This is a genomic window from Pseudomonas sp. M1 (assembly GCF_022760135.1).
Classification (GTDB): domain Bacteria; phylum Pseudomonadota; class Gammaproteobacteria; order Pseudomonadales; family Pseudomonadaceae; genus Pseudomonas; species Pseudomonas citronellolis.
Genome location: NZ_CP094343.1, coordinates 6,655,438 through 6,678,589 on the forward strand (window position 1 = coordinate 6,655,438; position 23,152 = coordinate 6,678,589).

Genomic DNA, 23,152 nt, shown 5'->3' on the forward strand with positions numbered 1-23,152 from the left:
GTTTCGAACTGTCTATCTACCGCCTGACAGTTCAGCGCTTCCGCTTACTTCCAGAACGGCTTGTTCAGCTCGGCGTAGCGCTGGGCTTCGCTGATGCCGGCGTCGGCCAGCAGGCGCGAGTCGAGGCGGGCCAGTTGGCGGCGGCTCTCGATGCGGCGCTGCCACAGGCGGACGGTGCCGACCAGGCTACGGTGGGCGGTGGAGGAAGAACGGATGTTGCTGACAGTGGCGGAACCGAGGGTACGTTCCATGATTTTCGTCCTTCCCGCTTTTGGCGGGTAGTGGGGTTGCGGAAGTTGTTGAGGAGTATCTTCTGACTTTTTGGTCAGCCGCGATAGGTACAGTTGCCTTGAATTAAATAGCGTCAGCGAATTGTTTCAGCGAACTGTAATGGCGATTTTGGGGCGAACTGTACCGCTGCGCTCCATTGTGGTGCACAGGCGGCGGGGGATTGAGGATTTTCAGCAGGCCTGCCGGGGATGGCAGTAGGAGAAGTGGAACAGTCGCTGTGGGATAAAAAACTGTTCGGAAGTGTTTTTACGTGGTTTTTTTCCGACTGTCCAGCCTGGCGGGCCATTCTTTGTGGAATGGCCCGCCGGGGATGCCGGATCAGCTGGCGGCGAGCATGTGGCCGCGTTCTTCCAGGTTGATGTGCCAGTTCATGGCTTCGCGCAGGATGTGCGGGGTGTGCCCGCCGCGCTGGCAGGCGGCCTCGAAGTAGGCGGCCAGGGCGTCGCGGTAGGACGGGTGCACGCAGTTCTCGATGATCACCCGGGCGCGCTCGCGCGGCGCCAGGCCGCGCAGGTCGGCCAGGCCCTGCTCGGTGACGAGGATGTCGACGTCGTGCTCGGTGTGGTCGACGTGGCTGACCATGGGCACCACGCTGGAGATGTTGCCGCCCTTGGCGATGGACTTGGTGACGAAGATGGCCAGGTGGGCGTTGCGGGCGAAGTCGCCCGAGCCGCCGATGCCGTTCATCATCTTGGTACCGCCGACGTGGGTGGAGTTGACGTTGCCATAGATGTCGAACTCCAGCGCCGTGTTGATGCCGATGATGCCCAGGCGCCGCACCACCTCGGGGTGGTTGGAGATTTCCTGCGGGCGCAGCACCAGCTTGTCCTTATAGCGCTCCAGGTTGCCGAAGACGTCGGCGTTGCGGCGGCTCGACAGGGTGATGGAGCTGCCCGAGGCGAAGCGCAGCTTGCCCGAGTCCATCAGGTCGAAGGTGGAGTCCTGCAGCACTTCGGAGTACATGGTCAGGTCTTCGAAGGGCGATTCCATCAGGCCGCACATCACCGCGTTGGCGATGCTGCCGATGCCCGCCTGCAGCGGCGCGAGGTTCTTCGCCAGGCGGCCGGCGTCCACTTCGCGCTTGAAGAAGTCGATCAGGTGGTTGGCGATGGCCTGGGTCTCGCTGTCCGGCGGCAGCACGGTGGAGGGCGAGTCGGGCTGGTTGTTGATGACGATGGCGACGATCTTCTCCGGCGGGATCGGGATGGCGGTGCTGCCGATGCGATCGTCGACCTTGGTCAGCGGGATGGGCGTGCGGGTCGGCCGGTAGGTCGGGATGTAGATGTCGTGCAGGCCTTCCAGGTTGGTGTTGTGCGCCAGGTTGATCTCGACGATCACCTGCTTGGCGAAGATCGCGAAGCTCGCCGAGTTGCCCACGGAGGTGGTCGGCACGATGTGGCCTTGCTCGGTGATGGCCACGGCTTCGATCACCGCGATGTCCGGCAGCTTGAGCTGGTGGTTGCGCAGCTGTTCGACGGTTTCCGACAGGTGCTGGTCGATGAACATCACCGAGCCGTCGTTGATCGCCTTGCGCAGGGTGCTGTCGACCTGGAAGGGCATGCGCCGGGCCAGCACGCCGGCCTCGGTCAGGTGCTTGTCGAGGTCGTTGCCCAGGCTCGCGCCGGTCATCAGGCTGATCTTCAGCGGCTGCTGCTTGGCGCGCTGGGCCAGGGCCTCCGGCACGGCCTTGGCTTCGCCGGCGCGGGTGAAGCCGCTCATGCCGACGGTCATGCCGTCCTGGATCAGGGCTGCGGCCTGGTCAGCAGTCATCACCTTCTCGAGCAGGGAAGGCAGGCGCACGCGATCACGGTACATGGAAAAACCTCAGGCTTTATGGGGAGTGCAAGGCGGCCAGTCTAGGGATTCGGCGATTTTTCGCCCTTATACCAAGGTCGAAAAACCGCCCCGCCACCGCCTTCCTTACTACCAAAGTCCAGAGGGTTTTCCTTTGCGGCAAAGCAAGACACCGGCGCGCGGCCGGTGTCTTGTGGATCGACGGCTGTCGTTATTCGACGGCCTTGACCATGTCTTCGATGACCTTCTTGGCGTCGCCGAAGACCATCATGGTCTTGTCCAGGTAGAACAGTTCGTTGTCCAGGCCGGCGTAGCCGCTGGCCATCGAGCGCTTGTTGACGATCACGGTCTTGGCCTTGTAGGCCTCGAGGATCGGCATGCCGGCGATCGGCGACTTCGGATCGTTCTTCGCCGCCGGGTTGACCACGTCGTTGGCACCCAGCACCAGCACCACGTCGGTCTGGCCGAACTCGGAGTTGATGTCTTCCATCTCGAATACCTGCTCGTAGGGCACCTCGGCCTCGGCCAGCAGCACGTTCATGTGGCCGGGCATGCGGCCGGCGACCGGGTGGATGGCGAACTTCACGGTGACGCCGCGGTGGGTCAGCTTCTCCGCCAGCTCCATCAGCGCGTGCTGGGCGCGGGCCACCGCCAGGCCGTAGCCGGGGACGATGATCACGCTGTCGGCGTTGGTCAGCAGGAAGGAGGCGTCGTCGGCCGAACCGGATTTCACCGGGCGGGCTTCCTTGGCGCCAGCCGGGCCGGCGTCGTCGGCGCTGGCGCCGAAGCCACCGAGGATGACGTTGAAGAACGAGCGGTTCATCGCCTTGCACATGATGTACGAGAGGATGGCGCCCGAGGAGCCGACCAGGGAGCCGGCGATGATCAGCATCGAGTTGTTCAGCGAGAAGCCGATGCCCGCCGCGGCCCAGCCGGAGTAGGAGTTGAGCATCGAGACCACCACCGGCATGTCGGCGCCGCCGATGGGGATGATGATCAGCACGCCGAGGATGAAGGCCAGGGCCAGCATCAGGGCGAAGGCGGCGAGGTTGCCGGTGAACATGAACACCAGGCCCAGGCCCAGGGTGGCCAGGCCCAGCACCAGGTTGAGCAGGTGCTGGCCGGCGAACTGTACCGGTGCGCCCTGGAACAGGCGGAACTTGTACTTGCCCGACAGCTTGCCGAAGGCGATCACCGAACCGGAGAAGGTGATGGCGCCGATGGCCGCGCCGAGGAACAGCTCCAGGCGGTTGCCGGTGGGGATGGTGTCGCCCAGGTGCTGGACGATGCCCAGCGACTGCGGCTCGACCACGGCAGCGATGGCGATGAACACCGCGGCCAGGCCGATCATGCTGTGCATGAAGGCGACCAGCTCGGGCATCTTGGTCATCTCGACGCGCTTGGCCATGATCGAGCCGGCGCTGCCGCCGATCAGCAGGCCGACCAGGATGTAGCCGATGCCGGCGGCGGCGTTGCCGCCCTCGGCCAGTTGCGCGCCGAGCTTGAACACCAGGCCCACGGTGGTGAGCACGGCGATGGCCATGCCGACCATGCCGAACAGGTTGCCGCGCCGCGAACTGGTCGGGTGCGACAGGCCCTTCAGGGCCTGGATGAAGCAGACCGAGGCGATCAGGTAAAGGAGAGTGACGAGATTCATGCTCATGGTCAGTGCTTCTCCGCCGGCGCTTTCGGCGCTTTCTTCTTGAACATTTCCAGCATGCGGCGGGTGACCAGGAAGCCACCGAACACGTTGACCGCGGCCAGGGCCACGGCCAGGGTGCCCATGATCTTGCCCAGCGGGGTGACGGTCAGGGCGGCGGCCAGCATGGCGCCGACGATGACGATCGCCGAGATGGCGTTGGTCACCGCCATCAGCGGGGTGTGCAGGGCAGGGGTGACGTTCCATACCACGTGGTAGCCGACGTACACGGCCAGCACGAAGATGATCAGGTTGTAGATCCCGTGGGAGATCAGCATTTCTTCCATCGTCTTTCACCGGTCTCTAGGCCGGGCAGGAGCCCGGCGGGTTCTTCTTTATTAAGGAGGGCTCAGCCGTTCTTGCGCACGGCCTGGCCGTCGCGGCACATCAGGCAGGCGGCGACGATGTCGTCTTCCAGGTTGACCTTGAAGCCTTCGGCGCAGAGGGTCAGCTTGAGGAAGTCGAGCAGGTTGCGCGCATACAGGGCCGAGGCGTCCGCCGGGACCATGGCGGCCAGGTTGGTGTGGCCGACCAGGGTCACGCCGTGCTTGACCACCACCTGCCCGGCTTCGGTCAGCGGGCAGTTGCCGCCTTGGGCCGCGGCCAGGTCGATGACCACCGAGCCCGGTTTCATCTCCTGCACGGTGGCTTCGTGCAGCAGCGTCGGCGCCTTGCGGCCCGGGATCAGCGCGGTGGTGATGACGATGTCGGCCTGCTTGGCGCGCTCGTGCACCGCCTTGGCCTGGCGCTCCATCCACGAGGCTGGCATCGGCCGGGCGTAGCCGCCGACGCCTTCGGCGCATTCGCGTTCCTCGTCGGTCTCGTAGGGCACGTCGACGAACTTGGCGCCGAGGGATTCGATCTGCTCCTTCACCGCCGGGCGCACGTCCGAGGCCTCGATCACCGCGCCCAGGCGCTTGGCCGTGGCGATGGCCTGCAGGCCGGCGACACCGGCGCCGAGGATCAGCACGCGGGCGGCCTTAACGGTGCCGGCGGCGGTCATCAGCATGGGCATGAAGCGCGGGTAGTGGTTGGCGGCGAGCATCACCGCCTTGTAGCCGGCGATGTTGGCCTGGGACGACAGCACGTCGAGGCTCTGCGCCCGCGAGGTGCGCGGGGCGGCTTCCAGGGCGAAGGCGGTGATGCCGCGTTCGGCCATGCGCGCGATGTTGTCGTTGTCGAAGGGGTTGAGCATGCCGATCAGCACGGCGCCCGGCTTCATCTGCGCCAGTTCCTCGGCGCTGGGGGCGACCACCTTGAGCACCAGTTCGGCGCCCAGGGCGTCGGCGGCGGAGCCGATCTTCGCCCCGGCGGCCTCGTAGGCGCTGTCCGGCTGACAGGCATTGATACCGGCGCCACTCTGAACGATCACCTGGTGGCCTTGGCCAACCAGTTTCTTGACGGTTTCAGCGGTGGCGGCGACCCGTGTTTCACCGGCATGGGTCTCGAGAGGGACACCGATCTGCACTCACAAATCTCCTGCGTGATCCTTGAGTAGTCCGGCGCCGGAAGGCGGCCGGGTTGTCGAACTGGCAACGCATGCCGCGAAAGGGCGGGTCCAGAACCCGCTGGGCGTCGGCATTGTGCAATCGAGCCACTGGGTCGGCAAGAAGTTCTGAAGTAGTACTGAAAAAGGACTACAAGTCACGTTGGGACCCGTAGTTCCCCCGTCCCGGCAAGGGGCGCGTGCGCCCTGGCTTTTAGCCTAATTGCCTATTGTGACCCGGGGAAAACGCTATCCCTGGTGTGAATGTTTGCTCATCAGAACCCCCGGCAACCCGGTGAGAGGCCCGTCAATCCTGCCTCAGGCGTATCTATAGGTGTTAATTAATGTTTTTAATCCGAAATATGAGTGATCACTGATGCCTGGAATTCCGTAGCAGATTTTTTACATTGACTACAGAGTCAGAAAATCCCCGGCGACAGCCTCACGGCGCATGTTTCCTGGCTTTCGGGCGGGCGTCGGGGCAGACCTTGAAAAACAGACTAGTCCAAGGCTGTGCAGGCGGGTGATGAAAAAAAAGAACGGCCAACCGAGGGTGGCCGTTGCCTGGCTGCGACAAAGCAGCGCGGTGAATGGGCCGGCTGCGCGCCGGCGAATGGCTCAGCCCTGGTCGGCGAGCACCTTGGGCAGCTGTTCGGCGAGCTTGGCGTTGTTCAGCGGCGCGCGGATGAAGCCGTGCTGGGTGCCGTCCGGGCCGATGATGACCAGGTTGCCGCTGTGGTCGACGGTGTAGTTGGGCTTGCTGGTGTCGGCCGGGATGTAGGGGATGCTCATGGCGTTGGCCAGCTTCTGGATGGCCTCGTCGCTGCCCACCAGGCCCTGGAAGCCGGCGTTGAAGAAGCCCAGGTACTCCTTCAGGCGCGCCGGGGTGTCGCGGTGCGGGTCGACGCTGACGAACACCACCTGCAGCTTCTCGCGCGCCTCGGGGGCCAGCTTGCCCTGCAGTTCCCGCAGCTGCGCCAGGGTGGTGGGGCAGACGTCCGGGCAGAAGGTGTAGCCGAAGAACAGCAGGCTCCAGCGGCCCTTGAGGCTGGCGGTGTCGAACGGCTTGCCGTCCTGGTCCTGGAAGGTCAGCGCCGGCACCTCGCGGCTCTGCGGCAGCAGCACGATGCCGGCGTCGAGCAGCGCGGCGGGGTCGAGGCGGTGTTTCTCGGTGAGCACCTTCTGCACGGTGAGGCCGAGGATGACGGCGACTATGGCTACCAGGATGAGGACGGTCTTGTTGACTCGGGACATGGGGTTCTCGTGGTCGGGAGAGGTCGAGGGGCGTTCGCGAGCAAGGGCTAGGCGCCCCCTCGCTCCTGCAGGTCGGTCCTGCGGGGGCTTTTCGTAGGAGCAACTGTCATGCGCCGAGGTGCTCTTCGTAGGATGGGTTGAGCTTGCGATACCCATGCGGTCGTGCTGATGGGTATCGCTTCGCTCAACGCCATCCTACGAAAAGCCGTGCTTCCCGGAAATGCTCGCGAACCCGGTTGTTACAGCGCCATGTGGATGGGCAGGTAATGGTCCACCAGCAGGGCGATGAACAGCAGGAACAGGTAGGCGATAGAGTACTTGAAGGTGCCGATGGCCGCATGGGGCTTGCTGTCACGGTACAGCGCCCAGGCCCAGTCGAGGAAGCGCGCGCCCAGGGCCAGCGCGGCGAGCAGGTAGACGAGCCCGCTCATGTGGATGGCGAAGGGCATCAGGCTCACGGCGAACAGCACCAGGCTGTAGAGCAGGATGTGCAGCTTGGTGTAGCGCTCGCCGTGGGTCACCGGCAGCATCGGGATCTCGGCCTTGGCGTACTCGTCCTTGCGGTGCAGGCACAGGGCCCAGAAGTGCGGCGGCGTCCAGGCGAAGATGATCAGCACCAGCAGCAGCGGCTCGGCCGACAGGTGCCCGGTCACCGCCACCCAACCGAGCATCGGCGGGGCGGCGCCGGCCAGGCCGCCGATCACGATGTTCTGCGGCGTGGCGCGCTTGAGGAAGCCCGTGTAGAGCGCCGCGTAGCCCAGCAGCGAGGCCAGCGTCAGCCAGGCGGTGAGGGCGTTGGTGAAGGTCAGCAGCAGGCTCATCCCGGCCAGCGCCAGGAGCAGGGCGAAGCCCAGGGCCACGCTGGGCGAGAGCCGCCCCTCCACCAGCGGGCGGCGGTGGGTGCGCGCCATGATCGAGTCGATGCGCCGGTCCACCACGTGGTTCACCGCCGCCGCCGCGCCGGCGCACAGGCCGATGCCCAGGTTGCCGAACAGCAGCACCGTCCAGGGCACGCCGCTGCGGGTGGCCAGCAGCATGCCGATCAGCGAGGTGATCAGCATCAGCAGGACCACCTTGGGTTTGGTCAGCTCCAGGTAATCGCGCCAGCCGGGTTGGCTGCGGGTGCCGCTCAGTACGCTGGCCATGTTCGACTCTCCGTTCGTTGAAGGGGGTTCAGCCTTGCGAGGGATAGGCCACCGGCCGTTCCAGCGCCGGCAGTGTGCGCGCTCTGCCGGCCGCAGCGACCTTGGCGACGCAGACCGGCGCGCGCAGGCGGTAGTTGACCAGCACCAGGCTCAGTAGCAGGCAGGCGCCGCCGCCGTTGTGCGCCACCGCCACCGGCAGCGGCAGGTGCAGCAGCACGTTGCTGATGCCCAGGCCGACCTGCAGCGACAGCGCCAGCAGCATCAGCGCGGCGGGGTAGATCAGGCCGACGCGCTGCATGCGCCAGGCCAGCACCAGCAGCACCGCCACCACGCAGAAGGCGCCCATGCGGTGGGTCATGTGGATGGCCGTGCGGGCGTCGCTGTCGAGTTGCCCGCCCAGGTAGTTGGGGCCGATGTGCTGGGTCAGGTGGAAGCCGTTGGCGAAGTCCATCTGCGGCCACCACTGGCCGTGGCACATGGGCAGGTCGATGCAGGCCACCGCCGCGTAGTTGCTGCTCACCCAGCCGCCCAGGGCGATCTGCAGCACCACCAGGGCCAGGGCGAAGGCTGCCAGGCGGCGTGGCGCGCCGGCGCGTTGCAGCGGTTGCACGGCGCCGGACAGGCGCAGGCTGAGGAGGAACAGCAGCGACAGCGTGGTGAAGCCGCCGAGCAGGTGCGCGGTGACCACCTGCGGCCACAGCTTGAGGGTCACCGTCCACATGCCGAAGGCGGCCTGGGCGATCACCACGCCCAGCAGCAGCAACGGCAGGCGCAGCGGCTGGCCGTCGCGGCCGCGACGCAGCAGGGCGTGTACCGCAAGGCCGGCGATGAGCAGGCCCAGGGTGCCGGCGAAGTAGCGGTGGATCATCTCGTTCCAGCCCTTCTGCGCTTCCACCGGGGCCTCGGGGAAGTGCTGCTCGGCGTGGGCCAGCTGCGCCTCGCTGCTGGGCACGTGGATGAAGCCGTAGCAGCCGGGCCAGTCCGGGCAGCCCAGGCCGGCGTGGGTGAGCCGGGTGTAGGCGCCGAGCAGTACCACCACCAGCGCCAGGGCGGTGGCGAAGGCGGCGACGTAGAAGCCGGGTTTACGCGGTGTGTTCGTCATGCACAGCCCCCGTTCTTGTCGTTGTCGTGGCCTGCGCTCAGCCGATGTGGGAGAGCTTCAGCAGCAGTTGCAGGTCGCCGAGGATCTGCTTGCCGTTGGCGCCGGCGGCGTAGCGCAGCACCAGGTTGCCGTGGGGGTCGACTATCCACAGCTGCGGTGCCTGCTCGCCGGCGGCCGGTTGCAGGGCGTAGCGCTTCAGGCGCGGGTAGTCCTTGTCCAGCTGCGCCTGGAAGTCCGCCGGCAGCGCCTGCGCGGCGGCCAGGGCGTGCTCGGCGCGGTTGGCGTCGCGGTTCAGGCCGATGTTGATCTGCCGCGCCAGGTACACCAGTTGCTGGCAGTCGGCGGCGCAGGCGGCGGGGGCGGTGACCAGCAGTTGCCAGCGGTCGCTCGCGGCGTCGGCCTGCACGCCCAGGTCGGCGGGCGTGCTGCCGTTGGCGATCAGCTCGCCGTGGTAGCTGCGGCTTTCCGGCACCCAGAAGCGGAACTTGTACATGCCGGTGGCCAGCAGCATCGGGCCGAATACCACAGCGAGGATCAGCAGCAGTTGCAGGCGCCCGCGGTTGCGGCGGCGCAGCTGGGTTTCATCGAGGGTCAGGCTGGTCATGGGCGGGCTTCTCCCGTGCGCGGCGGATGCCGAGATAGAGGTAGAGGGCGAACAGGGCGGTGGCCATGGCGAACCACTGCACGGCGTAGCCGGTGTGGCGTTCGGGGGCCATGGCGACCACCGGCCAGTTGGTCTCGAAGGCAGCGTCGCCCGGTTCCAGGCGCAGCTCCAGGGGCAGGCCGTTGCGGTCCAGGGCCTGCCAGGTGGCGTCCGGGTCGACGCGGGTGATCAGTTGCGGCCAGGCCTGCTGCCGCGCATCGGCCAGCTGCAGGCCGCCGGGCGGCGGGACGTAGGCCCAGGCGTCGAGCAGCAGGTCGCCGGCGGGCGTGTCGAAGCTTGGCGGCACGCGGCGGTTGGGCCAGGGCAGCCAGCCGCGGTTGACCAGTAGCCAGAGGCCGCTGGCCTTGTCGTGGAAGGGCTGCAGCACCTCGACGCCGGCGGCGCCGTCGCGGGTGCGGTTGTCCAGCAGCAGGGTATGTTCGGCGTCCAGGCGGCCCTGCAGGCGCACCCGCACGTAGGCGGGGTTGGCCAGGCGTTCGAGCTGCGCGGCGGGGATGGGCGCGGCTTCGCGGCGCGCTTCGGCGGCGGCCAGCAGCACGCGCTTCTCGGCGGCGCGGGAAAGCTGCCAGCAGCCCAGGGCGACCAGCAGCGGGAGCAGCGCCAGGACCACCAGGGTCGGCGCCAGGCCCGGCCGGAAGACCGCCGCCACGCCGTGGCGCGGGCGGGAGTCGATGGCGTGCTGGCTATACTGCAAGTTACCCCCTCAGCAATCGGAGCCAGGTCATGCTCAAGGCCGCGATCGTCGTTCTGCTGCTGGCCACCGTGGCCAGCCTGTTCAGCGGGTTGTTCTTCCTGGTCAAGGACGAGGGCCACGGTTCCCGTGTGGTCAACGCCCTTACCGTGCGGGTCATCCTCGCCGCCCTCACCCTCGCCCTGGTCGCCTGGGGCTTCTACTCCGGGCAGTTGGTCACTTCCGCTACCTTCTGAGCTTTTCGTAGGAGTGAGCTTGCTCGCGAACGACTCCGCAGCGGGGCTGGTTCGCGAGCAAGCTCGCTCCTACAGGGCGTGCCTCCTCAAAGCACGTACACAAAGATGAACAGCCCGATCCACACCACGTCGACGAAGTGCCAGTACCAGCTGGCCGCCTCGAAGCCGAAGTGGTGCTCGGCGTCGAAGTGCCCGCGCAGGATGCGGATCAGCATGATGCTCAGCATCAGCGCGCCTATGGTCACGTGGGCGCCGTGGAAGCCGGTGAGCATGAAGAAGGTGGTGCCGTAGATGCCCGAGCCGAGGGTCAGGCCCAGCTCGCTATAGGCCTCGTGGTATTCGTGGGCCTGCAGGAACAGGAAGGCCACGCCCAGCGCCACGGTGATCGCCAGCCACAGCTTCAGCGGGCCGCGGTGGTTCTTCTTCAGCGCGTGGTGGGCGAAGGTCACGGTGAAGCTGGAGGTGACCAGCAGGATGGTGTTGATCAGCGGCAGCTTCCACGGCTCGATGACTTCCTTGGGCGGCGGGAACAGCTTGTTGTCCGGGTTGCTCAGCAGCGGCCAGGTGTACTGGAACTCCGGCCAGAGCATGTGGGCGATGCCCTTGTGGCCCTCGCCGCCGAGCCAGGGCCCGGCGAAGTGGCGGATGTAGAAGAGCGCGCCGAAGAAGGCGGCGAAGAACATCACCTCGGAGAAGATGAACCAGCTCATGCCCCAGCGGAACGAGCGGTCCATCTGCGGGCTGTAGAGGCCGGAGCGGCTCTCCTTGATCACGTTGCCGAACCAGCCGAACAGCATGTAGGCGACGATCAGCCCGCCGGCGAAGAGGATCCAGGGCCCGTGGGAGGCCTCCTTGCCGGCGCTGTAGTCGTTCATCCAGGTGCCGACGCCGAACAGCGTGGTGAGCAGGCCGATGGTGGCGATGATCGGCCATTTGCTCTGGGCGGGAACGTAGTAGGGATCGTGGGTTGCCATTCTTGTTCTCCTGGGCCGGTCAGCGGTCGTTGCTGGCCACCGGTGGCTTGCGTGCGGTGATGTCGAACAGCGTGTAGGCGAGGGTGATGCGGTGGACGTCCGCCGGCAGGTCGCGGTCGACGATGAAGCGCACCGGCATCTCGATGCGCTCGCCGGGCTGCAGGACCTGCTGGGTGAAGCAGAAGCATTCGGTCTTGTGGAAGTAGCGCGCGGCCGTGGAGGGCGCGATGCTGGGGATGGCCTGGGCGGTCATCGGCTTGTCGGTGGGGTTCTGCGCGACGAACAGCATCTGGTTCACCGCCCCGGGATGCACCACGATCATTTCGCTCTCGGGGCGGAACTCCCAGACCATGTCGATGTTGTTGTTGGCCACGAAGTCCACCTTTACCTGGCGCGCCATGTCCACCTGCTGGAGGCTGCCCTGGTAGGCGCTGCCGGAAGTCTTGCCGTTGATGCCCAGGGCCTTGCACATGACGTTGTAGATCGGCACCAGGGCGAAGCCGAAGGCGAACATGGCCACCACCACCACCAGCAGGCGGGTGACCAGCTTGCGCGTCTCGATATTGCCGTCGCTCATGTTCTATCCCTCCTGCGGGAACGGCCAGGGCCGTTCCCGCGGGTGCCGGTTCATTTCACTTCCGGCGGGGTGCTGAAGGTGTGGTAGGGCGCCGGCGAGGGCACCGTCCACTCCAGGCCTTCGGCGCCGTCCCAGGGCTTGGCCGGGGCCGGCTTGCCGCCGCGGATGGTCTTGATGACGATGAACAGGAACAGCAGCTGGGTGGTGCCGAACAGGAAGGCGCCGATGGACGAGACCATGTTGAAGTTGGCGAACTGCAGGTTGTAGTCCGGAATCCGCCGCGGCATGCCGGCCAGCCCCAGGAAGTGCATGGGGAAGAAGGCCATGTTCATGCCGATGAAGCTCAGCCAGAAGTGCAGCTTGGCCAGGGTCTCGTCGTACATGTGCCCGGTCCACTTGGGTATCCAGTAGTACACCGAGGCGAAGATGCCGAAGATCGCCCCGGGCACCAGCACGTAGTGGAAGTGCGCCACCACGAAGTAGGTGTCCTGGTACTGGAAGTCCGCCGGGGCGATGGCCAGCATCAGCCCGGAGAAGCCGCCGATGGTGAAGAGGATGACGAAGGCCACGGCGAACAGCATCGGCGCCTCGAAGGTCAGCGAGCCCTGCCACATGGTCGAGGCCCAGTTGAACACCTTCACCCCGGTGGGCACGGCGATCAGCATGGTGGCGTACATGAAGAACAGCTCGCCCACCAGCGGGATGCCGACCACGAACATGTGGTGCGCCCAGACGATGAACGAGAGGAAGGCGATCGAGGCGGTGGCGTAGACCATCGAGGTGTAGCCGAACAGCGGCTTGCGGCTGAACGCCGGGATGATCGCGCTGACCGCGCCGAAGGCCGGCAGGATCATGATATACACCTCGGGGTGGCCGAAGAACCAGAACACGTGCTGGAACAGCACCGGGTCGCCGCCGCCGGCCGCGCTGAAGAAGCTGGTGCCGAAGTGGATGTCCATCAGCATCATGGTCACGCAACCGGCCAGCACCGGCATCACCGCGATCAGCAGGAAGGCGGTGATCAGCCAGGTCCAGACGAACAGCGGCATCTTCATCAGCGTCATGCCCGGGGCGCGCAGGTTGAGGATGGTGGCGATCACGTTGATCGCGCCCATGATCGAGCTCATCCCCATCATGTGCAGGGCGAAGATGAAGAAGGTCACGCTGTGCGGGGCGAAGGTGGTGGACAGCGGGGCGTAGAAGGTCCAGCCGAAGTTGGGGCCGCCGCCGGGCATGAACAGGGTGCTGACCAGCAGGCCGAAGGCCGCCGGCAGCAGCCAGAAGCTGAAGTTGTTCATGCGCGGCAGGGCCATGTCCGGCGCGCCTATCATCAGCGGCACCATCCAGTTGGCCAGGCCGACGAAGGCCGGCATCACCGCGCCGAACACCATCACCAGGCCGTGCATGGTGGTCATCTGGTTGAAGAAGGCCGGCTCGACGATCTGCAGCCCCGGCTGGAACAGCTCGGCGCGGATCACCATGGCGAAGGAGCCGCCGAGGAGGAAGGCGCAGAAGCTGAACCACAGGTACAGGGTGCCGATGTCCTTGTGGTTGGTGGTCAGGACCCAGCGCATCAGGCCCTTGGCCGGGCCGTGGTGGTGCTCGCCGGCGTGCGAATGCTCGGGATGGTCGATCACAGCGCTCATCGCAGGCTCCTCGTTATTTTTGCTTCTGCTTGTAGGCCACTACGTCTTGCGGAGTGACCATGTCGCCGTCGTTGTTGCCCCAGCTGTTGCGCTCGAAGGTGATCACCGCGGCGATGTCCACTTCCGAGAGCTGCTTGCCGAAGGCCGCCATGGCCGTGCCCGGGACGCCGTTGAACACGGTTTCCAGGTGGTGCTCCTTGGGCCCGGTGACGATCTTCGAGCCCTTGAGCGCCGGGAACATCGGCGGCATGCCCTGGCCTTCGGGCTGGTGGCAGGCGGCGCAGATGGTGTGGTAGACCTTGTCGCCACGGGCGACGAGTTCTTCCTTGGTCCACTCCTTGCTGGTCAGCTCCTTGAGCTTGGCCGCCTCTTCCTTGCGCTCGGCCAGCCACTTGTCGAAGTCCGGCTTGGCCTTCACGTCGACCACGATGGGCATGAAGCCGTGGTCCTTGCCGCACAGCTCGGCGCACTGGCCGCGGTAGACGCCGGGCTCGTCGATCTTGGTCCAGGCCTCGTTGACGAAGCCGGGGATGGCGTCGCGCTTGACCGCGAAGGCCGGCACCCACCAGGAGTGGATGACGTCGCTGGAAGTCACCAGGAAGCGCACCTTGACCCCGGCCGGCAGCACCAGCGGGTTGTCCACTTCCAGCAGGTAGTGCTCGTCCTTGGGATCCCTGTTGTGGATCTGCTCCTGGCTGGTGGCCAGGTTGCTGAAGAACTCCACGTCCTGGCCCAGGTACTTGTACTGCCACTTCCACTGGTAGCCGGTGATCTGCACGTCCAGCTCCGGCTCGGAGGTGTCGTACATGTGGATCAGGGTGCGCGTGGCGGGAATGGCCATCACCACCAGAATCAGGAACGGCACCACGGTCCAGAGGATTTCCACTGCGGTACTCTCGTGGAAATGCGCCGGCTGCTGGCCGGTGGAACGGCGGTGGACGATCATCGACCAGAACATGGCGCCGAAGACGATGATGCCGATGACCACACAGATCCAGAAAATGGTCATGTGCAGGTCGAACACGTTACGGCTGACCTCGGTCGCCCCCGGGGTCATGTTCACCGTCCAGGCGGCGTGCGCCGGAGTAAACACGAGGAGCGACAGCAAGCCCATCCAGGTACGCGGATGTCGCAGCATTCGGGTTCCCCTTATCGTTGTTCTTATCCCGCCGGCAAACGCCAGCGGCCAAGGGAGCGACCGCCAAGACAGCAAACTTTGACCGCCGAGCCTCGGCACGTGCAAGGCAGGCCGGGTTCATCAGGTTCAGGTGTGTCGAATCGGAGTATAGCCAGGGGTTGCGACATAACAACGCAGCGCAAAAAACTCCTCCGCAATTGCGAAAGGTGCTCTCAAACCCACGCCGCCTGCGGCTTTGCGCTACCATGGTGGCGGCTTGATATGCCCGAACCTCATAAAGGTTGCGTGATTATGACGATCGCGTCTTAGCTCGCCGACCCGCCCGGCTAAGGTCTTTCTTCACTTTCCAAATCGAGTTGTCTTGGAGTTGTCATGAATATCGCAGCACTGCGCGAACTGATTCAGCAGGCCCACCGGCTCGAGGCGCGCAACGGGCACCTGGCGCGGCTCATCCACAGCCAGATGGCGGGCCTGCACCCGAGCATCAACCTGAGCGGCGACGATGCCGTCCAGGTGCTCACCCGCTTCGTCCATGCCTATATCGAGCAGGTCCCCGAGTTCCTCGAAGCCGCCACCAGCGTGGCGCGCAACGCCGGCATAGAGGAAAGGATCAAGCCGGTGCTGAAGGTCGCCGAGCACTTCTTCCTGACCCCGCCGGACCTGCTGGCCGGCCACGACGGCCTGGACGCGCTGCTCGACGAGGCCTACCTGGCGCACCGCCTGGTGGAGGAAGTGAACGACCGCTACATCGCCCACTTCGGCCAGCCGCTGATCCCGCTGGACACCACCGTGGCCAACCTGGTGGCGCACCAGCTGATCGGCGAGCCCTTCGCCAACCAGCTGGACGAGGCCGTGCACCACGCGGTGGACTCGATGCTCGACGACAGCGTCTTCGCCAGCCCGGCGGCGCAAGCCTACCGCGCCCGCCTGAGCGATCCGCAGACGGTCACCGCCTGGAAGCAGTGGCCGTGCCTGTCGCGGCGCTTCGGGGTGGAATTGCATCTGAATTGATGCGCCTGGGGCCCCTGTAGGAGCGGGCCCTGCCCGCGATTCGCGCGCAGGGCCCGCTCCTACGGTTCCAGGAAGCACGGCTTTTCGTAGGATGGCGTTGAACGAAGCGATACCCATCAGCGCAACCGCATGGGTTTCGCAAGCTCAACCCATCCTACGAAAAGCACCTCGGCGCAAGACAGTTGCTCCTGCCACGCCGGGCGGACACGGCTTCTCGTAAGAGCGCTCCGGCGCAGCCGGCAAGACAGGACCCGGCCTCCTCAGTCTTCTTCCTGCACCGCCTTGTACCCACTGGCCAGGCGCTGCTGCACGTCCTGCGGCACGGGGTTGTAGTGGCTGGCCTCCAGGGTGAAGAAGCCCTGCCCGGCGGTGATCGCCTTCAGCCGGTTGGCGTAGCCCTCCAGCTCCGCCAGCGGCACCTGGCCGCGCACCAGGGTGGCGCGGGCCGACAGCGGCTCGGTGCCCAGCACCTGGCCGCGGCGGCCGGTGAGGTCGGCGGTGATGTCGCCCAGGCGCGCCTCCGGCGCCGTTACCGCGATGTTCACCACCGGCTCCAGCACCAGCCCCCCGGCGTTGCGCAGGGCGTCGAGCATGGCCTTGCGCCCGGCGGCCTGGAAGGCGATGTCCTTGGAGTCCACCGAGTGGCTCTTGCCGTCGAACACCGTGACCTTCACGTCCTCCACCGGAAAGCCGGCCAGGGGCCCGGCGGCCAGCGCCGCGCGCACGCCCTTCTCCACCGAGGGGATGAACTGCCCCGGGATCACCCCGCCCTTGATGGCGTCGACGAACTCGAAGCCGGCCCCGCGCGGCAGCGGCTCCACACGCAGGAACACCTCGCCGAACTGGCCGGCGCCGCCGGTCTGCTTCTTGTGCCGGCAATGGCCCTCGGCCGGGCGCGTCGCCGTCTCGCGGTAGGGCACGCTGGGCGCTCGGGTGTTCACTTCCAGCTTGTAGCTGCCGGTCAGGCGCTCCAGCAGGTAGCGCAGGTGCAGTTCGCCCATGCCGCGCAGCACGGTTTCCTGGGTGGAGGCGTTGTAGTCCAGGCGCACGCAGGGGTCCTCGGCCAGCAGGCGCTGCATCACCTCGGCCAGGCGCTGCTCGTCGCCGCGGCGGCCGGCCTCGATGGCCAGGCCTTGCATGGGCGTGGGGAAGTCCAGCGGCGCCAGGCGGATGTGGTCCTCGTCGTGGGAGTCGTGCAGGACCACGTCGAACTCCAGCTCCTCGACCTTGGTCAGCGCACCGAAGTCGCCGGGGATCAGTTGCGGCACCTCCTCGTGGCGCTTGCCCTGCAGGCGCAGCAGGTGGCCGACCTTGAACGGCTTGCGGCCGTCCCCGGCGAACAGCTGCATGTCGCGGCGCACGGTGCCCTGGTGCACGCGGAACACCGCCAGGCGGCCGACGAAGGGGTCGATCACCACCTTGAACACATGGGCCAGCACGTGGGCCTCGGGGTCCGGCTGCGAGCAAAAGGGCCTGGCGCCGCCCTGCTCGTCCAGCCGCTCGAACAGCGGCGGGTTGCCTTCGGCGGGGTTGGGCGCCAGCCGCGCCAGCGCCGTCAGCAACTCGTCGACGCCGGCGCCGGTGCGCGCCGAGACGAAGCATAGGGGAATCAGGTGGCCTTCGCGCAGGGCCCGCTCGAAGGGTTCGTGGAGTTCCTCCGGCTGGATCGAGCCCTGCTCCAGGTAGCGCGCCATCAACTCCTCGTCGACCTCCACGACCTGGTCGACCAACGCCTGGTGCGCCTCCTCCACCGAGGAGAAGTCCGCCTCGCCGGCGGGCGCGAAGAAGCAGTCGGCCACCCGCGTCGCACCGCCGGCCGGCAGGTTCAGCGGCAGCACCTCCTTGCCGAAGGCTTCGCGCAGGTCGGCCAGCAGCGTCGGCAGGTCGACGCGCTCGGCGTCGATCTTGTTCACCACCAGCATCCGGCACAGCCCGCGCTCGGCGGCCCAGTCCATCATGCGGTGAGTGTTCAGCTCGATGCCGTTCTGCGCGTTGACCACCACCAGCGCGGTCTCCACCGCCGCCAGGGCCGGCAGCGCGTGGCCGATGAAGTCGGGCAGGCCGGGGGTATCGATGAGCTGGACGTGCGCGCCCTCGTGCTCGAAGTACGCCAGCGCGGCGGACAGCGAATGGTGATAGTCGCGCTCCAGCGGGTCGGCGTCGCACAGGGTGTCGCCGCGCTCCAGCGAGCCCATCGCGGGAATGGCGCCGCTGCGCTGCAGCAGGGCTTCGGCGAGCAGGGTCTTGCCGCTGTCGCCATGGCCGACCAGGGCGACCGTGCGGATCTGTTCGACCGAGTAGTTCGACATGGGGCACCTCCCAGGCAGGGTAACGGCAAGTATAGGTAGCACCTCGGGACTCTCTGGGCAAAAAACAGCCAGGCGCCACGAGCCCAGCGGGCATGCCTGCCACAGCCGTTTCATCACAGCTTTTCCACAGCTTGCTGAGGCTTGCCTCCACAGCCGTTGTGGACAGTTCGGGAGATTCGCCGGGGAAGCTGGAAAGCCTTGTGCCACGGGCCTTCAAGCGCAACGCTGGTGATTTTTTGAGCAGTGCCGCGCAAGCCCCGACAAGCCTGTCCAGCGGCAGTTTATCCACAGCTTTGTCACAAGCCGTTCAACAGAAGCCGTGGACAGCCCGCGACCATTCGCCGCCGGTTTTTTCCGCGGCCCCCTCGGACAGGGCCATTGGCGAAAAAACCAGCAATACCCGACAGCCCTCGCCGTTTCGCTCGTGCAGCCATCCACCGACAGCTTTTCCACAGCTTTCCCGCGCCTCGCTCCACAGCCATTGTGGGCAACTCGTCGGCTAGCGATGGACCAAGGCAAGTGCTTGAAAATCAAGGCGTGCAGGAAAAATCAGGACAAAAAACGTACAGCCGCGCGCAGGCCCCGCCAGGCCTGGCGCGAAGGTATTCATTCACACTTTATCCACAGCAAGGCCAACAGATTCCGGGGGCAGAATCCAGCCCGCCGGACAAACCCCGAGCGCTCTGGCCCGGCCCAGCGGCCATGCGCCCGCCAGCCGCCTGCGCACAGCCCGGCCACAGGCTGCGCACAGGGTTTTCGACAGATTCGGTGGACAACTCAGGCGGCGGCGCCCATCACCTGGCGAATGTCCTGCGCCAGGGCCTCGACACGCTCGACTTCGGTGTCTAGGAACACGCCGCAGGCGCCGATGCAGGTATGGAGGCGCCAAAGGGAGGCACTGCGTCGCCCCGCGGGCTCGTCATTGCTCCGGCAGCATGGGCAGCAGGTCGTCTGCAGGCAGCAGGAGGATGTTGGAGAAATAGGCCTTGTAGCCGTAGGCAGTCATCACCACCTTGCACGGGACGCTCCTGCGCCCGGCAAGAATCTCCTTGAAACGCCGCTGGTCAATGAATCGATCCGACCGGCCCTCGTCACTGGTTTCCGCGAAGTGCAGGCTGGAGAGATAGAGATAACGGCCACCGCCCTGGCCAATACGTTCGACGGTACCCTCGCCGAACGCCGGGATCACATGGCCCATGCTGAACTGCGGCTCACGCTCGAGGGAGCAGTAAAGCCGCTGCCCGATCTTGCCGCTCCCCTCCAGATGGGAATAGACCTCGTCGAGATCCAGATCGGAGGCGAAGTAAAGATGGAAGCTGATACGACCTTCCACCGGTTGCGAACGAAGGTAGGCCAGGTTGGCGATCGGCTGGTGATGGTCTCTCATGCACGCCGAACAGAGCGAGACGATAAGCAGCGAAGCGAACACCCGCACCTTGTTCATTTCGCCAGGTACTCCTGGATGGAACGCCTGAGATAGTCATAGGGCGAGAAGCCCTGCGGCATCATGACCGTGAACATCCGGCCGGCATTGGCGTGGTGGATGTTCGCTACAACACTGATATTGGCACCCTGGGGAATCCAGCGCTCACCGAATTCGGCAACGCGGTCCGACGCGTCCGGACTCTCGGCATTGGCGCGAACATTGATCCAGAATTCGGCCTGCGGCGTTGGCTTGTTCATGTAGATGTCCGAACCCACCCAGACAATGGAGCCCTCCCCGACCGGGTCGAGCGTTATCAGCGCCTTCACCTTGTAGCCCTTGTCGCTGAGGATCTGCGAAAGGTGTGCGCCGTTCCAGCCACCCAGACTATGCCCCACCAGGTAGACGGGCATGGCCTTGGAGACAATCTTGCTCAGCACGTACTTTCTGATGTCCCTGCCGCCTCGCACGTCGCTGTAGCCCACATGATAGGAGGCGTACGCGCCTGCCTGATTCTGCATTTCAAAATCGGCATCCAGTATCTTCTTGGCCTCATCGACGTTGTCGTTCGGTCCCTGGAAGTAATAGGACTCCCTGTCCGCCGCACCACCGATAAAAAACACCACCGCCGTTTTCACGACCACCGGAATCTTTTTCACCGCCTGGTCTGCCGCCGGGGTCAGTTCTCGTGTATCGGCGACCCCGGGCGCTTTAAGAGCGGCATCGGCCTCGCCGCTCATGCGTCACCTCCCGCGAGAATCTGGACCTTCTCCGCTTCGCCCACGCATCTGACCAGGTGGGTGAATCCTTGGTCATCGGATACGCCCTTCTCCATTGCGCCATTGGCACGACGAATGACGTAGGGGTAATGGGGCAGCGGTTCACCGGTCTGCGAACAGACCAGCTGAAACCTGTCCTGAAAGGTATTGGGCATGGGCGCCGGCGGCACGAAAGGCGCCGGCGTGTGCTGGTTACCAATGAGCACATCGCCAGATCCGGAAATGATCACGCCGCCATGGGCGGTAGTGCTTCCCTGGAAGGCGAGCGGCCGGCCATTGACCAGGATGCTGGTCATCCCCTCGACAACCACGTCGCCGCAGGCACTGCTGTCGCCAACGCGCAGCGCCGGCAGGCCATTGATCAGTACGTCGGGTGAGCCCGTGACAGTAGGATTGGAGCCATGCCCTGGTAGCGGGCAGGCATCGATGTCGGTCTGGCGGGCAGCAGGCTTGGACATGGCAGGACTCCATCATTGGGAACCCATGTACCTTGTCAAATAGCTCCCCTCGCCAATGCCAGGTGCATCCGATTCGCAAGTACGCCGTTTCGTCAGCGACAGGCGTGTCGCAAATGTGCGCCGCACGGATACCACGATGTTCAGCCAGTATGGCCAGACCCAGGGCTACGGTGACGAATGCTCCGCCGCCATGGTCCGCACACGATATGCCAGCCTCCTGCGCACAGCCCGGCCACAGGCTGCGCACAGGGTTTTCGACAGATTCGGTGGACAACTCAGGCGACGGCGCCCATTACCTGGCGAATGTCCTGCGCCAGGGCCTCGACACGCTCCAGCTCGGTGTCCCAGGAGCACATGAAGCGCGCGCCGCCGGCGCCGATGAAGGTGTAGAAGCGCCAGCCGCGCTGGCGCAGGGCTTCCAGGGCCGGTTCGGACATCTGCAGGAACACCCCGTTGGCCTCCACCGGGAACATCAGCTGCACGCCCGGCACGTCGGCCACCCGCTGCGCCAGCAGGCGTGCGCACTGGTTGGCGTGGTTGGCATAGTGCAGCCAGGCGTCATCCTGCAGCACCCCGACCCAGGGCGCGGCGAGGAAGCGCATCTTCGAGGCCAACTGGCCGGCCTGCTTGCAGCGGTAGTCGAAGCCTTCGGCCAGTTCGCGGTCGAAGAACAGGATGGCCTCGCCCACCGCCATGCCGTTCTTGGTGCCGCCGAAGCACAGCACCTCGACGCCGGCCTTCCAGGTCAGCTCCGCCGGGGTGGCGCCGAGGAAGGCGCAGGCATTGGAGAAGCGCGCGCCGTCCATGTGCAGGTGCAGGCCCAGCTCGCGGCAGGTGGCGCTCAGCGCGCCCAGTTCGTCCGGGCGGTAGACGGTGCCGACCTCGGTGGCCTGGGTGAGGGTCACTACCCGCGGCTTGGGATAGTGGATGTCCTGGCGCTTCAGGGCGATCTCGCGGATCGCCGCAGGGGTCAGCTTGCCCTGCTCGTCGGTGCGCGCCAGCAGCAGCTTGGAGCCGTTGGAGAAGAACTCCGGGGCGCCGCACTCGTCGGTCTCGACGTGGGCGGTCTCGGCGCAGATCACGCTGTGGTAGCTCTGGCACAGGGCGGCCAGGGCCAGGGAGTTGGCGGCGGTGCCGTTGAAGGCGAAGAACACCTCGCAATCGGTCTCGAACAGCTCGCGGAAGTGGTCGGAAGCGCGCGCCGTCCACTGGTCGTCGCCGTAGGCCCGCTCATGGCCGCGGTTGGCCTCGGCCATGGCGGCCCAGGCTTCCGGGCAGATGCCGGAATAGTTGTCGCTGGCGAATTGCTGGGAAATGTCGAACATCGAAAGCTGCCTCGGGAAGATAAAAGTCATCCACAGGCAGCGTAGCGAAATCGCAGCTTTTGTAGGAGCGACTGTCTTGCCGGCTGCGCCGGGGTGCTTTTCGTAGGATGGGTTGAGCCTTGGCGAAACCCATGCGGTCGCGGTGATGGGTATCGCTGCTCAACGCCATCCTACGGTGGGGGCTGTTCGGCGTGGCTGGGGGAATCCAATCGCGGACAAAGTCCGCTCCTACGCCCGTGCAAGCGACTGTCTTGCCGGCTGCGCCGAGGTGCTTTTCGTAGGATGGGTTGAGCCTTGGCGAAACCCATGCGGTCGCGGTGATGGGTATCGCTTCGCTCAACGCCATCCTACGACGGCTCGCGAATGGGGCCATTCGTGCCACCTGGGCCTCCGGCGTGGCCGGGAGCCCAGGCAGTCGATCAGGGCAACGCCGTCAACTTCATCTGCTCGACGATAGGCACGAACAACTGCCGCATGGACTGGGTGCTACCGCCATTGGGCTTGTCCGGGCTGCTCAGTGTCAGCACGTAGCGCCCCTTGATCAGCCCGGTCAGGCTGGACTCACCCGCCTCGCCCTTGGCCGGCGCGACTATGCCCAGGGGATCCCCCATGCGGGTGGTGTCGATCACCGGCAGATAGTCGTCGCCACCGAACTTGTCGGCGGTGCCATTCTTGATCGCGGTCTCGCGAGTCTTGTTCAGCAGCGTCAGGCTGGAATGCGTCATGTCGCGCAGCTTGTCCTGCGCACCACGGTAGGCGATGGCCTGCTCGCTGTTGGCATCCTGGGCCGGCGCCGGCATGCCGGTGTCGATCAGGCTGATCTCCAGGTGGCGGCTGCCGTCGGCGGTGCCGTACACCAGCTTGGCGTCGTTGTAGCCGCATTCGCGGGAGATGAACGGGTAGCCGTACATTTCCTTGCTCGGCGGCAGGGCCTTTTCCAGCGGGTGGCCGGTGCAGCTGTCGGCCGGTACCGCGGCGGCCGCGGCCTTCTCGGCCTTGGCCTTGTCGTCGCCACCGCCGCAGCCGTGGAGGGTCGCGCCGAGCATCAGGGCGCTGAGCAGGATCAGGGAGCGTTTCATGGCGTCCTCGGGTTTGACAGTGGCGGCATTCTAGCCGCGGGCGGCGCGGCGCGCAGCAGTGGCCCGGTGGC

The 23,152-nt window shown here is 65.9% G+C and carries 22 protein-coding genes; 2 read left to right on the plus strand and 20 right to left on the minus strand.

Annotated features, from left to right (window positions below; genetic code table 11):
* Positions 1–44: 44 nt before the first annotated feature.
* The 10 genes from PM1_RS29600 to PM1_RS29645 form a co-directional block, all read right to left on the minus strand.
* Entirely contained in the window at positions 45–251 is a 207-nt protein-coding gene (locus PM1_RS29600) for a DUF1127 domain-containing protein (protein ID WP_009614715.1), read from the minus strand.
* A gap of 358 nt (positions 252–609) precedes the next feature.
* The gene (locus tag PM1_RS29605; RefSeq protein WP_009614714.1) at positions 610–2,106 is read right to left on the minus strand and encodes an acetyl-CoA hydrolase/transferase family protein; all 1,497 of its coding nucleotides are present in this window, start codon (positions 2,104–2,106) and stop codon (positions 610–612) included.
* A gap of 190 nt (positions 2,107–2,296) precedes the next feature.
* A complete protein-coding gene (locus PM1_RS29610; RefSeq protein WP_009614712.1) occupies positions 2,297–3,748 on the minus strand; it encodes an NAD(P)(+) transhydrogenase (Re/Si-specific) subunit beta in 1,452 nt (483 codons plus the stop codon).
* Between the two features lie 2 nt (positions 3,749–3,750).
* The gene (locus PM1_RS29615; RefSeq protein ID WP_009614711.1) at positions 3,751–4,071 is read right to left on the minus strand and encodes an NAD(P) transhydrogenase subunit alpha; all 321 of its coding nucleotides are present in this window, start codon (positions 4,069–4,071) and stop codon (positions 3,751–3,753) included.
* 62 nt (positions 4,072–4,133) lie between these two features.
* The gene (locus PM1_RS29620) at positions 4,134–5,252 is read right to left on the minus strand and encodes a Re/Si-specific NAD(P)(+) transhydrogenase subunit alpha (RefSeq protein WP_009614709.1); all 1,119 of its coding nucleotides are present in this window, start codon (positions 5,250–5,252) and stop codon (positions 4,134–4,136) included.
* 636 nt (positions 5,253–5,888) lie between these two features.
* Positions 5,889–6,524 (minus strand): SCO family protein, encoded by a 636-nt coding sequence (locus tag PM1_RS29625; protein ID WP_009614707.1) that lies wholly within the window; start codon positions 6,522–6,524, stop codon positions 5,889–5,891.
* 239 nt (positions 6,525–6,763) lie between these two features.
* Complete coding sequence (gene cyoE / locus PM1_RS29630; RefSeq protein ID WP_009614706.1) at positions 6,764–7,669, minus strand: heme o synthase; 906 nt, start codon at positions 7,667–7,669, stop codon at positions 6,764–6,766.
* Positions 7,670–7,697: 28 nt separating this feature from the next.
* Positions 7,698–8,771: a COX15/CtaA family protein gene (locus tag PM1_RS29635; protein ID WP_009614704.1), complete on the minus strand. Its 1,074-nt coding sequence runs from the start codon at positions 8,769–8,771 to the stop codon at positions 7,698–7,700.
* A 37-nt stretch (positions 8,772–8,808) separates the two neighbouring features.
* Positions 8,809–9,375 (minus strand): hypothetical protein, encoded by a 567-nt coding sequence (locus PM1_RS29640; RefSeq protein WP_009614702.1) that lies wholly within the window; start codon positions 9,373–9,375, stop codon positions 8,809–8,811.
* The gene (locus PM1_RS29645) at positions 9,353–10,129 is read right to left on the minus strand and encodes an SURF1 family protein (protein ID WP_009614699.1); all 777 of its coding nucleotides are present in this window, start codon (positions 10,127–10,129) and stop codon (positions 9,353–9,355) included. The genes PM1_RS29640 and PM1_RS29645 overlap by 23 nt, the downstream gene beginning before the upstream one ends.
* Positions 10,130–10,158: 29 nt before the next feature.
* Between PM1_RS29645 and PM1_RS29650 the strand changes: the two genes are divergently transcribed.
* Positions 10,159–10,362: a twin transmembrane helix small protein gene (locus tag PM1_RS29650; RefSeq protein ID WP_009614697.1), complete on the plus strand. Its 204-nt coding sequence runs from the start codon at positions 10,159–10,161 to the stop codon at positions 10,360–10,362.
* Between the two features lie 86 nt (positions 10,363–10,448).
* Here PM1_RS29650 and PM1_RS29655 read toward each other — a convergent pair whose 3' ends face one another.
* The 4 genes from PM1_RS29655 to coxB are packed head-to-tail and all read right to left on the minus strand — an operon-like array spanning position 10,449 to position 14,697.
* Positions 10,449–11,336 (minus strand): cytochrome c oxidase subunit 3, encoded by an 888-nt coding sequence (locus PM1_RS29655; RefSeq protein ID WP_009614695.1) that lies wholly within the window; start codon positions 11,334–11,336, stop codon positions 10,449–10,451.
* A 19-nt stretch (positions 11,337–11,355) separates the two neighbouring features.
* The gene (locus tag PM1_RS29660; protein ID WP_009614693.1) at positions 11,356–11,913 is read right to left on the minus strand and encodes a cytochrome c oxidase assembly protein; all 558 of its coding nucleotides are present in this window, start codon (positions 11,911–11,913) and stop codon (positions 11,356–11,358) included.
* Positions 11,914–11,963: 50 nt separating this feature from the next.
* The gene (gene ctaD / locus PM1_RS29665; RefSeq protein WP_009614691.1) at positions 11,964–13,559 is read right to left on the minus strand and encodes a cytochrome c oxidase subunit I; all 1,596 of its coding nucleotides are present in this window, start codon (positions 13,557–13,559) and stop codon (positions 11,964–11,966) included.
* Positions 13,560–13,572: 13 nt separating this feature from the next.
* Positions 13,573–14,697: a cytochrome c oxidase subunit II gene (gene coxB, locus PM1_RS29670; protein WP_009614684.1), complete on the minus strand. Its 1,125-nt coding sequence runs from the start codon at positions 14,695–14,697 to the stop codon at positions 13,573–13,575.
* Between the two features lie 372 nt (positions 14,698–15,069).
* Between coxB and PM1_RS29675 the strand changes: the two genes are divergently transcribed.
* The gene (locus tag PM1_RS29675; protein WP_009614683.1) at positions 15,070–15,708 is read left to right on the plus strand and encodes a hypothetical protein; all 639 of its coding nucleotides are present in this window, start codon (positions 15,070–15,072) and stop codon (positions 15,706–15,708) included.
* 260 nt (positions 15,709–15,968) lie between these two features.
* Here the strand turns inward: PM1_RS29675 and fusA are convergent, their stop codons facing one another.
* From fusA to PM1_RS29705, 6 genes are all read right to left on the minus strand, one after another.
* On the minus strand, positions 15,969–18,017 hold the full coding sequence (gene fusA, locus PM1_RS29680; protein ID WP_009614682.1) for an elongation factor G: 2,049 nt from the start codon (positions 18,015–18,017) through the stop codon (positions 15,969–15,971).
* 919 nt (positions 18,018–18,936) lie between these two features.
* Positions 18,937–19,461 carry a hypothetical protein gene (locus PM1_RS29685; protein ID WP_009614681.1) on the minus strand — a complete coding sequence of 175 codons (525 nt, stop codon included), beginning with the start codon at positions 19,459–19,461 and terminating at the stop codon, positions 18,937–18,939.
* Positions 19,458–20,180 carry an alpha/beta hydrolase gene (locus PM1_RS29690; protein ID WP_009614680.1) on the minus strand — a complete coding sequence of 241 codons (723 nt, stop codon included), beginning with the start codon at positions 20,178–20,180 and terminating at the stop codon, positions 19,458–19,460. Before PM1_RS29690 ends, PM1_RS29685 begins: the two co-directional genes overlap by 4 nt.
* Positions 20,177–20,677, minus strand: coding sequence for a PAAR domain-containing protein (locus PM1_RS29695; protein WP_009614679.1), 501 nt, complete (start codon positions 20,675–20,677; stop codon positions 20,177–20,179). The genes PM1_RS29690 and PM1_RS29695 overlap by 4 nt, the downstream gene beginning before the upstream one ends.
* A gap of 275 nt (positions 20,678–20,952) precedes the next feature.
* On the minus strand, positions 20,953–22,002 hold the full coding sequence (locus PM1_RS29700; protein ID WP_009614677.1) for a threonine aldolase family protein: 1,050 nt from the start codon (positions 22,000–22,002) through the stop codon (positions 20,953–20,955).
* A 419-nt stretch (positions 22,003–22,421) separates the two neighbouring features.
* Positions 22,422–23,081, minus strand: coding sequence for a hypothetical protein (locus tag PM1_RS29705; protein WP_009614675.1), 660 nt, complete (start codon positions 23,079–23,081; stop codon positions 22,422–22,424).
* Positions 23,082–23,152: the final 71 nt, after the last annotated feature.